At 47.0% G+C, this 15488-nt stretch carries 12 protein-coding genes and 1 riboswitch; of the genes, 3 read left to right on the top strand and 9 right to left on the bottom strand.

Going from position 1 to position 15488, the window contains the following annotated elements; genetic code table 11:
- Nucleotides 1-102 precede the first annotated feature (102 nt).
- Nucleotides 103-777 carry a succinate dehydrogenase cytochrome b558 subunit gene (locus KQI_RS0116185; protein WP_010347868.1) on the bottom strand — a complete coding sequence of 225 codons (675 nt, stop codon included), beginning with the start codon at nucleotides 775-777 and terminating at the stop codon, nucleotides 103-105.
- 228 nt (nucleotides 778-1005) lie between these two features.
- Here KQI_RS0116185 and KQI_RS0116180 point away from each other — a divergent pair, with 228 nt between their 5' ends.
- Nucleotides 1006-1911, top strand: coding sequence for a LysR family transcriptional regulator (locus tag KQI_RS0116180; protein WP_010347867.1), 906 nt, complete (start codon nucleotides 1006-1008; stop codon nucleotides 1909-1911).
- A 5-nt stretch (nucleotides 1912-1916) separates the two neighbouring features.
- On the opposite strand, the gene KQI_RS0116175 is transcribed toward KQI_RS0116180, so the two are convergent.
- Both KQI_RS0116175 and KQI_RS0116170 read right to left on the bottom strand, forming a co-directional pair.
- Entirely contained in the window at nucleotides 1917-2594 is a 678-nt protein-coding gene (locus KQI_RS0116175) for a potassium channel family protein (protein WP_010347866.1), read from the bottom strand.
- A gap of 18 nt (nucleotides 2595-2612) precedes the next feature.
- Nucleotides 2613-3953 carry a TrkH family potassium uptake protein gene (locus KQI_RS0116170; protein ID WP_010347864.1) on the bottom strand — a complete coding sequence of 447 codons (1341 nt, stop codon included), beginning with the start codon at nucleotides 3951-3953 and terminating at the stop codon, nucleotides 2613-2615.
- 145 nt (nucleotides 3954-4098) lie between these two features.
- Nucleotides 4099-4248, bottom strand: a riboswitch (cyclic di-AMP (ydaO/yuaA leader).
- A gap of 261 nt (nucleotides 4249-4509) precedes the next feature.
- Here KQI_RS0116170 and KQI_RS0116165 point away from each other — a divergent pair.
- Complete coding sequence (locus KQI_RS0116165) at nucleotides 4510-6237, top strand: CPBP family intramembrane glutamic endopeptidase (protein WP_010347863.1); 1728 nt, start codon at nucleotides 4510-4512, stop codon at nucleotides 6235-6237.
- Between the two features lie 85 nt (nucleotides 6238-6322).
- On the opposite strand, the gene uvrC is transcribed toward KQI_RS0116165, so the two are convergent.
- The 4 genes from uvrC to KQI_RS0116145 form a co-directional block, all read right to left on the bottom strand.
- Nucleotides 6323-8302 (bottom strand): excinuclease ABC subunit UvrC, encoded by a 1980-nt coding sequence (gene uvrC, locus KQI_RS0116160; protein ID WP_010347862.1) that lies wholly within the window; start codon nucleotides 8300-8302, stop codon nucleotides 6323-6325.
- 158 nt (nucleotides 8303-8460) lie between these two features.
- The gene (gene trxA / locus KQI_RS0116155) at nucleotides 8461-8778 is read right to left on the bottom strand and encodes a thioredoxin (protein WP_010347861.1); all 318 of its coding nucleotides are present in this window, start codon (nucleotides 8776-8778) and stop codon (nucleotides 8461-8463) included.
- Nucleotides 8779-8903: 125 nt separating this feature from the next.
- Nucleotides 8904-9851 carry a primosomal protein DnaI gene (gene dnaI / locus KQI_RS0116150; RefSeq protein WP_010347860.1) on the bottom strand — a complete coding sequence of 316 codons (948 nt, stop codon included), beginning with the start codon at nucleotides 9849-9851 and terminating at the stop codon, nucleotides 8904-8906.
- 265 nt (nucleotides 9852-10116) lie between these two features.
- A complete protein-coding gene (locus KQI_RS0116145; RefSeq protein WP_010347859.1) occupies nucleotides 10117-11640 on the bottom strand; it encodes a replication initiation and membrane attachment family protein in 1524 nt (507 codons plus the stop codon).
- Between the two features lie 345 nt (nucleotides 11641-11985).
- On the opposite strand from KQI_RS0116145, the gene hemQ reads away from it, so the two are divergent.
- Nucleotides 11986-12765, top strand: a complete 780-nt coding sequence (gene hemQ, locus KQI_RS0116140) for a hydrogen peroxide-dependent heme synthase (protein ID WP_010347858.1) — start codon at nucleotides 11986-11988, stop codon at nucleotides 12763-12765.
- A 118-nt stretch (nucleotides 12766-12883) separates the two neighbouring features.
- Here the strand turns inward: hemQ and KQI_RS0116135 are convergent, their stop codons facing one another.
- Nucleotides 12884-14050 (bottom strand): ABC transporter permease, encoded by a 1167-nt coding sequence (locus tag KQI_RS0116135; RefSeq protein WP_010347857.1) that lies wholly within the window; start codon nucleotides 14048-14050, stop codon nucleotides 12884-12886.
- The gene (locus tag KQI_RS0116130; RefSeq protein WP_010347855.1) at nucleotides 14047-15384 is read right to left on the bottom strand and encodes an HlyD family secretion protein; all 1338 of its coding nucleotides are present in this window, start codon (nucleotides 15382-15384) and stop codon (nucleotides 14047-14049) included. The genes KQI_RS0116135 and KQI_RS0116130 overlap by 4 nt, the downstream gene beginning before the upstream one ends.
- Nucleotides 15385-15488 lie beyond the last annotated feature (104 nt).

Here is a 15488-nt window from a genome sequence, read left to right as displayed (position 1 = left end):
TGCTCACTCCTTGTTTTCAGGATTTAGCCAAATCCCCTTTTCCCATTGAAAATAGAATCTGCAAACGATGTATGCAAACGATGTATAATGTAAATTCATTTTTTACAGTAGCTGCTGAATAGCGCTGCTTTGTATCAAAGCGGTAGCCGTTGCCTGGAATTCCGCGCTGCGGAATGCCAACAGGGAAGCGATGAAGCCGAGAGATACCACCACGAACAGGGTCATGCAAATATAGGAGGATACCTTTTGTGCACGTGGTCCCACGGTGATGCCCCAACTGACCATAAATGCCCATAGCCCGTTAGCAAAGTGAAAGGATGCCGAAACAACGCTGATTAAATACAGAATAAAATAGACTGGGTTCGTTACAATCCCGTGCATTACACCGCCCAGCTCCTCATGCGTTACATTACCCAGAGCCACCTGAATACGTGTATCGAACACGTGCCAGATAATGAACACGAACGTAATGACACCGGTAATACGCTGGAACAGAAAGCGCCAGTTACGCGAATAGCCAAAATTTTTGACATTCGGATCAGCCTGATAAGCAATATACAAGCCATAAATTCCGTGGAACAATAATGGCAAGTAGATGAATAACGTTTCAAGCACAATCACCAGCGGCAAACCATTCAGGAAGGCCACACTGCGATTGAACCCTTCCTTGCCTCCCTCCACTGCAGTGAAGTTCGTCACCAAATGCTCAACAAAAAAAAGAGCCAGCGGGATGACGCCAAGAAGCGAATGCAGCTTTCTGGAATAGAATCCTTTCATCTAGGTAATGCTCCCTTCTCCAATAATAGCGTTTTCAGTAATAGTAATATAACATATAAAATGACAGTTCCCGACAGGAAATGTCCAACAAGGTGTCCCTTATAAGGAAAATCAAAAGTGTGAACATCTTGTGTCGCTTTTATGTTACTCCTTTTCGGCTTATAATGGAATTGCAATATACGTATTAATTATTATGTCTTTTTTGCATATAGAGAGGAAGTGAATGATATGTTTGAGGATTTGAACGCCTTTGCCGTCATTGTCGAGCAATCCAGCCTGAACAAAGCCTCCAAACTACTAAATCTGTCCCAGCCCGCCCTGTCCCGTAAAATCGCCAAGCTGGAGGAAGAATTGGGTGTACATCTCTTTGATCGGCGGGGCAAACGGCTCGAAATTACGTCAACCGGACGATTTGTATATACCTTCGCGCTGGAGCAACGGCAACGACAGCTCCGCTTTTTACAAAAGCTGTCCCGGCACAAAAACGAAGCCCAAAGCATGCTCACCCTGGGCGCAAGTCTCACGACACTCCAAACGACGCTGCCCACCCTCGTCGAAGCTTTCATGAGCAAGCATCCCCAAACCGAGCTGAAGTTACTCACAGGCAAAACCCATGAAATCGTCGCTTTTGTACGCGACAAAAAAGCAGACGCCGGTATTGTCGGGTCTGCCATTCATGAGGCTGGACTGCGTTGCATTCCACTATTTGACGATCATTTGGAGCTGGTCGTTCCGCTAGGACATGAATTAACGAGCAAAACAGGAACAGCCTCGATGAAAGATCTACAGGGTTTGCCGATGATTATTTTCTCCAAAGGGACCTGGTATCGCAGCTTGACAGATGATTTGTTCCAGCGCAGCGGCATCATGCCCGATATCCGTATGGAAATCGACTCCTTCGAGGCCATTGTTCGCTTGCTTCCAACCTGTAAGGCTTCTGCGTTACTGCCCAAATCCTATTTGCGCAGCGAGCTGCTGCGGGATAATGGACTGACTGCGCTGTTCTTGCCGGACTTGAAGGAGACACGCCGAACGACGTCTCTCATTTATTCAGAGACAGCAGATCTCAGCTCGACAGCGCGAAGCTGGATTAGCGAAACACGAGCGTCGTTTGCCGGCTATCGTATGGTGTAGCAGGGTTAGGCCTCTTCATTGATGTTAACGACCTCATCCTCGAAGCGGGCGATATTGTCATTAGAACCGATGATGACCATAATATCGTCCGCTTTGAGCCGATCCATAGCCGTTGGTGCAATGAGAATACCGTTCGCCGTATGAAGAGCCACAATACTGCAGCCAAAGCGGGTACGGGTATTCAGCTCTGATAACGTTTTGCCATTGAGACATGCAGGTACATTTAGTTCCACAATGCTGTATTCTTTGGACAGCTCCAAATAGTCGAGCAAATTAGGCGTAACCAGCTGATGAGCCACCCGTATTCCCATATCCCGCTCAGGATAAATGACACGGTCCACACCGAGCTTTTCCAATGCCCGTCCGTGCAGCACTGATATCGCTTTGGCTACGACTTTTTTTACACCCAGCTCCTTCAGCAAAATGGCGGTTAGAATGCTTACCTGAATGTCATCCCCAATAGCAACAATACCGCAATCAAAATTACGGATACCCAGTGACCGCAACGAATCCTCATCGGTAGCGTCCGCTATGACAGTATGCGTCAGCAGCTCACTCATGCTGTCTACAACGTCTTCATTCCGGTCGATGCCAAGCACCTCGCACCCCATATCCACCAATTGCAAAGCCAGGCTTGAGCCAAACCGCCCCAAACCAATAACTACAAACTGCTGCGTTTTCATATCTACTCGAAAACTCCCCTATCCTATAATCATTTTGCCTTCCGGATGGCGATATAATTCCTTACCCTTTTTGGGGCCTAGTGCATAAGCCAGCGTGAGCGGTCCGAGTCTACCTGCAAACATCGTCAGAGTAATCACCAGCTTGCCGACAACTGTCAAATCAGGTGTAAGCCCCATCGACAATCCCACCGTACCAAAGGCAGACACCGTTTCAAACAAAATCATCAGAAAATGATGATCTTCGGTGGCAGACAAAATCATCGTTACCCCAATCACGAACAACAATCCCAACAGAGTAATGGTCAAAGCCTTGTAAATTCGTGCTTGCGCAAGCCGATACTTAAACAATACAATATCTTCCCGACCTCGCAGCATAGAAAACACCGCTCCCACGAGCAGCGCGAACGTTGTCGTCTTAATCCCGCCTCCAGTGGAGCCAGGGGAAGCCCCTATGAACATCAGTATAATGATGAAAAACTGCGTAGCCTGCCGCAGGCTTGCGATATCCAGCGTATTAGCACCCGCAGTACGAGGGGTTACTGACTGGAATAAAGATCCCAGCAGCTTGCCTCCCCAATCGAGCGATCCTAATGTGTTTGGATTTGTAAACTCGAAAACAAAGATGACGAGGGTTCCGACTACAATCAGCGCAGCCGTCATGCTAAGTACCACCTTGGTATGCAAGGTCAGTCTCTGGCGTTTGCGATATTCTGCCAGATCCGACATCACCACAAAGCCGATGCCTCCCGAGATAATCAAAAACATAGCGGTAAAATTAACGACGGGATCATATACATAACCTGTCAGGCTGCGAAAGTGACCGAATAAATCAAAACCAGCATTGTTAAACATGGAAATCGCATGCCAGATTCCAAAATAAATCGCTCTGCCTACAGGCATATCAAAGGACCAGCGAACCGCAAATATCGCAGCGCACACGCCCTCAATGACCAGTGAATACAATAACACCTTACGGATCAAGCCAACGATTCCCTCTACAGAGGTCTGATTCATCGCCTCCTGCAAAATGAGACGCTCCCGCAAGGAGATACGACGCTTGAACACCAGTGCGATCAGGGTGGCCATGGTCATAAAACCGAGACCGCCGACTTGAATGAGCGCAGCGATCACCACCTGACCAAAGGTTGTAAAAAAGGTGCCCGTGTCCTTAACGACAAGCCCTGTGACACAGGTCGCGGAGGCCGCTGTAAACAAAGCGTCTATAAACGCAAGCGGCTTCCCCGTTGTATTGGAAATCGGCAGCATTAACAATAAGCTACCTATAAGTATGATAACGGCAAAGCCCGCAACAAATATCCGCGGCGGAGAAAGCCGAAGCCAGCTGGCATTGGGGTTCATCTATTCATCACTTCTCCTACTATCTTAAAACTATAAAAACAGTGGTTTAATACGGTGTAAGCCCGCTACGCGTCCTTAACTCAGCAAACTTCTATTTTTCACACTTATACACAAAAAAAAGACACCGGAAAACCGAGTGCCTGACTGGGTCCCTGTTCACAGCCTACGAGGTTAGCTGACGGATTCGGGCAGCACAGTATGCCCTATTCACACGTCCGGTACGAGACCGGCTGTAAAATTCACCCCAGTAACATGGTTCCCCCGTTTTCCTATGGAAATTCGGCTCAAATGTATAGCGTTACCTATTGATTTTATAGGCATTGCCTCAAGATTATAATCCTTCTGTATCCAGATCACAAAACCGATTTTGTCGAAAAAACGTTAATTTGGCTTTATTTCGCGAATAGGTAGCGTTTAATCGCAGTTTATCTTATTTTATTGAAACTTTAGGATGCTTTCACTCCATTTTCATGAATATCTCAGCTGTGTTGGCGGGAACCTGTGCAGTATGATATCTTTAATGGATGCACTTATTTACAGATTAAGGAGGAAACTCATGAATCCTATCGGGAACCCGATCGTGCTCTCGGCGAACTTCAAAAGATTAGGCTTGTTGGGCGGGATTGGCCTGATTTGCTTTTTTATCTTTCAATTGCTTATTCCCTCACTTAGCAATCCAAGTTCAGAATCATTGATGAACACAGCGACGATCAGCAAACAAGAAGCGGTTAACCACGCATTAGACTTCGCTCGCTCCGAACTGGGCTATACAGAATCACCGCCCGAAAAGCCTGTCGTTACCTATCAGGCTGAAACGGATTTGTACGGTTATTTATCCAGAGAAAAACTGCTTCAACAGTACAATCGTACATGGAAAAAAAGTTACCCATATGAGACTTTTCGGGTGGATCTCCCAGATCCTTCTGCGAAGGGAAAATTGCAAATTTATGTGGATTTATCGACTGGCAAAGTCGTTAACTTTAAACGAATGACCTCCAGTACCAATTACGCACAAGCCGATATTTCTACGGATGAGCAAGCACGCAGCAGGCTTGTTCGTGCGGCTGAGGGCGACATGACGCTTGAAGCAAAAGAACAGGCAGCCTCTATATGGGTCAAACGCTTTGGCTTTAAGCCGTCGGACTTGAAGCTCGTGACCAACGAAGGGGAGGGTGGATTAAAGTATACCGTGGACGGTAAACAAATCGGTTCCTCGGTACTTACACTGGCGTTTACTTTTGAAGACGGGGGTGTTCGCTCGTTTACACAGAGCTTTTCTGCCCCATCGTCCTATACCGATTATGTCAAAAAGCAAACCTACTGGGCCAACTGGATGACCTATGCGGGTTATGCCTTGTTTACCTTAGTATTGGGCGTACTCGCGATTGTGTACGCGTCTCTCACACGACGCCATACTTCCTTTGTACGCGGCATTGTTCTGTCCGTTGTGTATTTTGTTGCTACTATAGCAGGGACCTTGAACATGCTGCCTTTACTGCAAGCAGAAGCAGGCAGCCGGGGAATGCTTATTTTTCTCATGGTTTTCCAGGTTGGTGTTTACTTCGCTATGACCGTAGCACTCTACTTCTCCCTGGTTGGCGGTGACGGGCTTATGCGTCAGGTTGGACTGAATGCATGGCCACGTGCCAAAGAGCCGGGCTACGGGCTGTATGTGCTTCGCAGTATGTATGTTGGCTACTTGTGGGCCTTTATTTTACTTGGAGTACAATCCATTTTGTTCTTTGTGCTGGAACGTACCTTCAATACGTTCTCCACAACAGATGCTACGCAATCTCCTTACAATATGGCTTATCCATGGTTACTGCCCATTATGGCCTGGATGGCTGGTATTGGGGAGGAAGCCGTATACCGTTTGTTCGGTATTCCGATGGTGAAAAAAATAGTAAGGAGCACTTTTGTCGCTTCCCTGATCACCACGCTTATATGGGCACTGGGGCATACACTGTATCCGATCTATCCGGTGATTTCCAGACCTATTGAGCTGACCTTCCTCGGATTGCTGTTCAGCTTTGTGTTCCTGCGTTACGGCTTTATCGCTGCCATGTTCAGCCACGTTATTTTTGACAGCATTCTCATGGGATTTAGTGTGATGAGTTTGGGAGATACCGTGAACCTGAGCGCAGGTTTGTTCTGGATCTTACTTCCAGCCATTGTAGGTTACGTTATTTACTGGTTTAGTCCAAAAAAGCCTAATCGAATCATGTTTGAGCCTATAAGAAAAACGTCTATCGACGAACTTTCACGGGAGCCAGACCGCGCTTAGCGGGAGTTTTTCTTGCGATTATAGAATTGTTCAGCTCTGCTGAAAATTTATAAATTCTATAATCTAAAAAAAGAGGAGCCGTATTCTACGACTCCTCCTCCCGAAGGGCAGCTATAATCTGACGCGCAAGCTTATCACCAATAGAGAGAGGCCGGAAGTCTTCGACACTGGCCTCTCTTATTTTTTTGAGGGACCCAAAATGCTTAAGCAGCAGCTTGCGCCGCTTCTCCCCAATGCCTGGAATGGAGTCCAGACGAGACGTCACCATGGACTTGCCGCGTTGCTCCCGGTGGAACGTAATCGCAAAACGGTGAACCTCGTCCTGAATCCGTTGCAGCAGATAAAATTCTTCGCTATTGCGAGCCAATTTCACAGCCTCGTTGGATTCTCCCACCAGTAGCTGGGAAGTTCTGTGTTTGGCATCCTTCACGAGACCACACACCGGAATGAATAAACCCAGCTCATTTTCCAGTACATCAGTCGCCGCCTTAATTTGTCCACGTCCACCATCGACAACAATCAGATCGGGTCGCTCCAGATTTTCCTTCAGCACACGCTCATATCGACGCCGAATAACCTCACGCATCGTTTCATAGTCATCCGGCCCCTGCACAGAACGGATTTTATATTTCCGATACTCCTTTTTGGCAGGCTTGCCGTCAATGAACACAATCATGGCTGATACAGGGTCAGAACCTTGTATGTTGGAATTATCAAATGCTTCCACCCGATGCAAGCGATCCAGTCCTATCGCACGTCCCAGATTGCTTGCAGCCTTGGATGTTCGCTCCTCGTCCCGTTCGATCAGTTTAAACTTCTCATCCAAAGCGACACGTGCATTTTCCGTTGCCATCTCCGTCATTTGTTTCTTTAGCCCACGCTGAGGTACAAGCACCTTTATATCCAGCCATTCAGCCAGAGCTAGTGCCGCTGCAGCCGGTTCCTCCAGTCCGCCGGAGAGCTGGGCTTCGATTTCTGGAGGTGCTGCCTCCGCATAAGAAGCTCGTTCCTCAGCCACCAGAAGTGTATCTGCAGTACGTTCTGAAACAGGTTCTACACTCTGCTCACCCTTTTCGACCCGCTTTACCAGCTTAGGTGTATCGGGAAGCAAAATTTCCTGCGGTACTGCCGGGTTGTCACTGTAATATTGCGTCACATAGGACATAAAATCGCTGTAAGCCTCGCCGTAGAAAGGAAAAGTCGACATATGGCGCTCGATCATTTTACCCTTGCGAACATATAGGATCTGCACACACATCCAGCCCTTGTCTACCGAAAATCCGAATACATCTCGATCCTTGGCATCAGAGGTTGTGATTTTCTGCTTTTCCATCATGGTGTCAATACTGATAATCTGATCCCGCAGCTCCTTGGCACGCTCAAAGTAAAGCTCCTCTGCGGCCTCCTGCATTTTACGCTGGAGATCTTTTTTAATTTCCTCATGTCCTCCGCTCAAAAAAGAAGCGATCTCCTGACCAATCTGGTCATACGTTTCCTGATCAACTTCTTTTACACAGGGTCCCAAACATTGATGCATGTGATAATACAGGCATACTTCCTTGGGCATCACACCGCATTTGCGTAACGGATACATGCGATCCAGCAGCTTCTTCGTCTGATGTGCCGCGTAGGAGTTGGGATAAGGCCCAAAATATTTTGCTTTATCTTTCAGAACGCGCCGGGTCACCTCCAGCTTGGGGTGGGCTTCGTTCGTAATTTTCAAATACGGAAAGGTTTTATCATCCTTCAACAGCACGTTATAGCGTGGCTGATACTTTTTGATCAGGTTGCACTCCAGAATGAGCGCCTCCATATTACTAGCTGTTACGATATACTCAAAATCACGAATATCGGCAACCAGTCGCTGCGTCTTGCCGTTATGGCTGCCTGTAAAATAGGAACGGACCCGGTTTTTCAACACTTTGGCCTTGCCGACATAAATAATGGTGCCTTCGCCATTCTTCATCAGATAACAACCTGATGCATCCGGCAGTAACGCTAATTTATGCCGTATGTTCTCCAGCGCCTTCTCCTGATCGTGCAAGTCCTCCGTAAAAGATTTCATCCGCCCGGTTCCCCCTTCCATTCTTAAATGATTGCTTGACTACGATATAATATATAGGAATAATACGCAAAAAACGCCCCCGGTATATACAACCGGAGGCATTGACCATTCATGGCCGCTCCCCAGACCCCCGCAGGAGCATGGGTCACATGCAATGATTATTGGTGTTTGGTAAGCATGCTTTTCAGCGCTTCTTTCGAGTTCAAACCTACCACTTTATCCACAGGCTGTCCGTCTTTGAAGACGATCAGAGTAGGAATGCTCATAACGCCGAAACGAGAAGCGGACTCTGGATTTTCATCCACATTCACTTTCGCGATTTTGACGCTGTCGCCAACCTCTGTGGACAGATCCTCCAGAATAGGAGCGATCATTTTGCAAGGACCGCACCATGGCGCCCAAAAATCAACCAAAACGGTTCCTGTGCCTTCGACTTCTGCGTTGAAGGATTGATCGGACACGTTAACAATTGCCATTGTATGTTCCTCCTTTATAGAAAAGTCAAGATTATTATAACCTGTAATGTCTTTTTCGACACCTATTAATTATATCACAATAGTTTTTCAGTTGTAAGATATCAAAATAGCAGACAGATGCCCCTTTACCCCCGCTGGTTTTTCCCCTTCACGGTAATGATATCAACAAAAGGACGAATCCGGTCCATCAAACGTTGTCCCTTGTACAATTCCTCCCCATCCTTGCTCGTAAAGCTGAGATGCCTCTCCAGCCCTTCTAGCGTGTAATTGGAGGTATAAAAGGTGGGCTTGCGGTTCATTCGGTAATTCAAAATAGAGCCCATCACATGATCCCGTACCCAGGGGCTTAGATTTTCGGCCCCAATATCGTCAAAAACGAGCAGGTCACAATTTTTTAGCATTTCGGTCGTTTCCTTCAATTTCTGCCCATCCTGAATCATGGACTTTAAGTCCTCTACAAAATCAGGCATATACACGATCACACCGTTCAGCCCGAACAAGGCCAGCTCGTGCAGCAAGTATCCCATTAAAAAGGTTTTTCCCGTACCAAATGTGCCTTCCAGATACAGTCCTTTTTTTAATAAACCCTGACTTTTGGTTTCTTCAATATAGCGGAATACCTGATTAACTGCGGGTACCCGCTGCAAGTCCTTGCGCGCAATTTCAACGGCATTATATCCTTCCAACAACGCACGCTCATCCACATAAAAGCTTTTAATTCGCTGACGCACCCGTTGTTCATGTTGGGCAGCAACCAGCTTGGCGCACGGGGTGCGAATGTCCACGATTTCCGCTGTTCCATTCGGATATTCCACGCCCAGCTTGCAAAAGTGGCCCTGAAAATCGTTAGGGCACCGCTCCAGCCCCGGGCAATTGTCACAATTTCGACGATCCCGGGCATACTGAAAGAGCATGCTCATATTGAGTCGCAATTGCGCTCTGTCCACATCAGGATGCGCAGTGCAAAATTCCTGCACCAGCGGATCATTGAGTACCTGATCGGCCACATTGCGCGTGCGCTGGCGGAACGAAGGGTTCTGCATCTGCTGCAGCAAATCGCCCAGTGATTCCAAGAACGCTCCTCCTTTCTAAAATGTGCAGAGTTATGGGGCGGGAAAGCGCGCTTCGCGTGCAGATTGTTCTTCCGATTGCTGTTATACCCGGATTTTTTCTATTGAAATAAGAATTTAAAGGTTAAAATCCGGGTATAAAGGCAAACGCTTCGCTTCTTCAGAACAATTCTGCCCGCTCCGCTACCGACCGCCATAAAGTCGACACCTTATTGAATTGGCTTCGCTTAATAAGTTAAGGACTAAAAACCTAACACCTTAAAATCTACTACACCTTTTTTTGCTTGCCTGATTGCATACGTTCGGCCAGACGCAGCAGTTCGTCCAGTTCTTCCTCAGTTACGGATTCCTCGGAAGGCTGATCCTGTACAATCGGGATGGATGGCTTGGCAGAGCCATTATTTTTGCCATACGAGCGGGAGCGGCCGCCACCGGAAGAAGAAGCAGCAGACTGCTTTCCCTTTACCTTGGCTTGATCCCGTATATATTGAACAGCCTTTTCATAAGTATTTACCTGCTTCAGCAGCATATTGGAAGCAACGGCCTCGACGAAGTTGCGGTTGATCCGTTGATCACTTCCCGACACGAGCAACGACATCAAGTAATGGATAAGCACGTTGATAACTTCTCCAGGCAGCTTATAGCTGATATCAATTTTTTCGAATATATCCAGCAGGTTGCCGGGAACCGTGCCGGGGAAAAAGGTTTGCAGCAAACGACGATAAGGCTCGTTGCGCAACATCATATTATATTGGTGAATGTCACACTTCGCTGTGAACTGTGGTGGCACCTCTACATAAAATTCCATTTCTACCGCCTGCTCTACGGGCGGCTCTTCAGATGGAGAAGCTTCCCGCTGGCGTAAAGCGACCACCTTGGCGGCCTGCACCTGCTGTTCCTCCTGACGCTTTCGGTCCTGCCTGGATTGCTGGCTAGCCCTAAGCTGTAGCTCATCGAGCAGCAAATCGCCTGCTTCGGTAAAAATACCGTCCTCATCCAGCAGGCGGCTGATGTCCTGTACAGATAGATCAAATTTGCGGACAACGTAATTCACCATGCCTAACTGCTCATGCTCAAAACGCAGACGCTCCACATGCTTGCGATTGACGGATTCACGCGGAAAACGGAGAATGATGTCTGCATAGTTCAGCGCTTTCTCCGACTCTGACGTTAACGCCGCCCCAGTCTGGCGGCCTGTGGACACTTCGGACAGCGCCTGCTCCAGCTCATAATCTATAACATGGGTATTCAGCTCAAACAACTCATAAAACGGAACCGAAATATTCTCTTTATTATAGGAAGATTGCGACCATTCGCTAGATTCCCTGCTCCACAACGATTCTCTCAGAGAAAGCACTGCAAACTTGCCGATTTTGTCTCTCAACAAAAGGGTGAGATGCTGCGTTCTGAAAAATTCGGCAGGTGAGAGCGGCGGCTGCATCTCATATTCATACATATAATCGTCCGTTTCCGGTGCATACAGCCTGGACGTCTGTAACAGACCAACAGCCTCCAGCTTGGAGGTTTGTTCAATCAGATACTTGCGTCCCTTCTCACTCGGCTCCAATCCCAGTGTCAGAAAAAGTCGACGCTGCTGTTCCAGCGGCGAATAACCGATCTGTCCGACTGGCACATGCTGGAACAACAGTCGATATAGACTGACCGCAAATGCACCTACCATCGGCTGATAGACGCTTCCCAGCATCAATTCATCCAGTGCGCTCAAGCCAAATTCCCGATAAACGCAGTAGCGGTGGTTCTCAGTATAGTGCAGCAGGTTTTTCATCCGCATTCCAACATTCTTCCTTTCCTGACATAACGGTCTCCAAGATGTTTATCTATTCTACCATACTTGACCTCTGCTGGGACGAACAAAATAAGGGCAATTGTTCTCCATTTTGGCAGCCGTATTCGTCTGCGTTCACCTTTTTTCGCAAATACTAACTATTTTATGGCTTTGTGACCTACATCACGGCAAAAATAAAATTCTTCACACTTCTTTCATTGGTGAAAAGTTTTACTTTGAGCTACAATATAATGGTTAAGCATCATGGATTGAATACAAAGAAGATAGATTGAAGTACACATCATTTCGGCTGTGCCGATTAAATTTACAGATTGCAAAGGAGTGTAGATCGTGAATCAACATCAACCTCAACAACCCCCGGCAACACCTAACGAAGTGGCCTCCACACTGGAGGGCTGGTATGCGCTTCACGATTTCCGGTCCATCAACTGGACGGCATGGAAAACGGCAGACGATGAGGAGCGCGCCGGAGCGTTGGACGAGCTTCAAGAATTTATGAAGGAATGGAACGCTACCGAAGAAGCGGGTCTGGGTAGCTCTGCTGTCTATACGATCGTTGGACAAAAGGCTGATTTCGTTATGCTGCACCTGCGTGAAACGCTGGAAGATCTTAATAAGCTGGAAAATGATTTCAACAAGACAACCTTCGCCAAATATACAACTAAAACCTACTCTTATGTGAGCGTGGTAGAGCTGAGCAACTATTTGAGCAAGGATGAAGATCCAATGCAAAATCCGCAAATCGTCGCTCGCTTGAAGCCTGTTTTGAACAAGGCCCGTTATATTTGCTTCTATCCGATGAACAAAAAACGTGATCTGGACGACAACTGGTACATGCTTTCGATGGACGAGCGCCGCACCCTGATGCGCAGCCACGGTTTGATCGGACGCAGCTACGCCGGCAAAGTGAAGCAAATCATTTCCGGCTCCGTCGGCTTTGACGATTGGGAATGGGGCGTAACACTGTTCTCCGATGATGCACTGCAATTCAAGAAGCTGATCTACGAAATGCGTTTTGACGAAGTTAGTGCCCGTTACGGTGAATTCGGCTCCTTCTATGTCGGCAGCGTGTTGAACGAAGAAACATTCGAAGATATGCTGAAGCTGTAAAGCACAAACGTCAGCACCCTATCCCAACATACAATCAAGGATTCCGTGAACTCCCGCTTTCGGGGCACGGAATCCTTTTTTTATAGCCTAAAAGTCCAAAAAAAGAGAAGGAGCCCCCTTATTGTAGCATAGGCTCCACCACTGCAGATGTCTCCTCGTTTTTTGCCAGCTTTCTCTTCTCCAACGCGATCTGAATAAAAATAAGAAGCAACAAACCACTTAACAAGATCAAAAAGCCGCCAAGCTCAGGAATAAAATATTTCAGGCTTCCCCCTTTAAATCCCAGTCCTCTCAAAAACTTGAAATGCCAGGTCAATGGGAGAATATTACTAACATATTGCAGCGATGTCGGCAGCATAGCTACTGGCAATTGAGCACCGCTGAGCAAGAACGAAGGCAATATAATCAGCATGAGACGCGGAGAGGCTTTTCCCGGATTCGCCGCATTCCACCCCAAAGCCATCGCAAACAAGCTCAGACTAATCGTGTATAGTAGAAACGGAATACTGATCTGCCATACATTCGCTTCAAACCGGAGTCCGCCAATCTGCTTGAGCAAACCAATCGACAAGTAAAAGGACACACATCCTACTAACGCATACGGTAGCACCCTTAGAATCAAACCGGACGAATGCTGCAGCTCTTCTTTTAATCTACCTTGCTCCCGTAAACGCGGAACAATGGTTAGTGCAGCAGCAGCAATCAGTGAAATCATGACCGTATTAATGAACCCCATAACCGAAGTCATTAAAGTAGCATTGGTGGGATTATACAGCAGACGCTGCTGGAGTAACATGTTGGAAGTAAGCCCCGTTACCTGGCTGTCACTCATCCCCATTCCCTTTAAACCACCACCAGCCAGTATTGCATTCTCCGTGGCAATGATCTCTGTGACCGCCGAGCGCAGATTCCCTGTGGCCTGACCTACTGTGTTATCTACATAAAAGCCGATGTTGCTCTGAACTCCTTTAATCCTGTTTTCCTCCAGCCCTGCCGGAAGATAGATCACTGCAAAAAACCTTTCATTATATAGAAGTAAATTCGGATCGGTTTCATTCTCTTGCACATAGCGTACGTCAATATACTGGGATGCATCCAATTTATTAATAAGCTGTCGGCTATAATTGCTATGATCTAAATCAACTACAGCGACAGAGGCATCATTCAGCTGATTATTTTTAAATACAAATCCAAAGGCTACCGCTACGACAATTGGGACGAGCAGCATGACGAATACCATCTTGCCGCTGATCAGTAGCTTCCATTCTTCTATAAACGCCTTCATTTGGTCACAACCTCTACCGTCATTCCAGGTAATAATTCAGTTGTTCGAGGGACATCAACCCGTACTTGGAAGGAGCTGATATCTGATAAACCTTTATCCCGGCTCATTCTCATGTTGGTATACTGCGGAGCAGAGGTAATGTACCTCACCTTGCCTTGGATATCTTTGTCTATAGCAACGACGTGCGAAGTCACTTTTCCCCCTGCTTTAAACTGCGAGATAGAATCCTCATCCACATAAATATCGTAGTATAGCTGGTTGTTTTCAATAACGACGCCCGTTGCCCCCGTAGCAACGATTTCTCCCATCTTGGGTACGATACGGGATACTTTACCGTCTGTAGATGCCTTCAGCACCATACGTCCGCGCTGCAATTCCAAGGTTTTGAGTTGGACGCTTAATGCCTGCTTTTGTTGAGCCAGAAGGTCTACATTGTATTCACTATTCTTGACATCTTTTCGCGTTTGTGAGGTTTGGTTCAGGGCTTCCTTGGCCTTTTCTGTTTTGATACGAGCCTGCTGACGCTCCTCAGCAGTTGCACCTGCCTCCATTTTGTCCAAAGCGGTTCGCTGCTGAGCGATACCATTTCGGGCAATGTCCGCTTGTTTGCTAGCCGCTGAAATCTGATTATTGGCAATTTCAACCTGATCTTTAGCTGTATCTAATGCAATTTGAGCATTATCCAATTGATTTTTGACATTATCCAGCTCAGCTTTGGTTCCAGCACCGGCGTCGTACAACGCTTTGATACGGTTGTAATTCACTTTGGCCAAGTCCAGAGCCTCTTGTTTGGATGCTACTGTTTTTTGTGCAATTTCTGTATTTCTTTTGGCTGTCTCCACTCCTGTCAAAGCTGCATCCAGCGATTGCTGTGCTGCTTCAATCGCCAGCTTTTGTTTTTGAATATCCTCTGCACGTGTACCTTGGTTCAATAAGGATTCTCCGGCTTGCGCAGCCTGAATATCCAATTGCCCCTGTTTTTCAGAATTCGAGATTTTCTCCGACTGATTTTGCAGCCCGTCTTTAGCCTGCTTTATTTTTACATCAGCCTGCGCAATATCTGTTTTTAATTTCTCAATTTGCAGGTCCAGGTCCACAGGGTCAAGCGTCATGAGCACGTCTCCTTTTTTCACCTGTTGTTCTTCTTTAACCTCAATGGTGTTCACTCTTCCCCCTACGCCCTGAAAAGCGACATTCACGGTATCTGCGGTAAGCAGTGTGTTTTTTTGTTGGGCCGCCATACTCACAGCATCCTTGCCACTCATTGCCATCAGTGTACCTCCAGTACCCAATGCGGCAATAAGTAGAACATACACGATGATCTTTTTATTCATTGCATCAAACTCTCCTTCATGATGATTTAGCCAATGATAGTTTGAAAAAAATAGTCAAAAACAAATAAGGGGTCTGATAGTACGACGTCTAACTATTTATGCCA

It is taken from the genome of Paenibacillus peoriae KCTC 3763 (genome assembly GCF_000236805.1).
GTDB lineage: Bacteria > Bacillota > Bacilli > Paenibacillales > Paenibacillaceae > Paenibacillus > Paenibacillus peoriae.
Note: the sequence above shows the minus strand (reverse complement) of the source record. Positions and strands in the feature narration are given on the sequence as shown.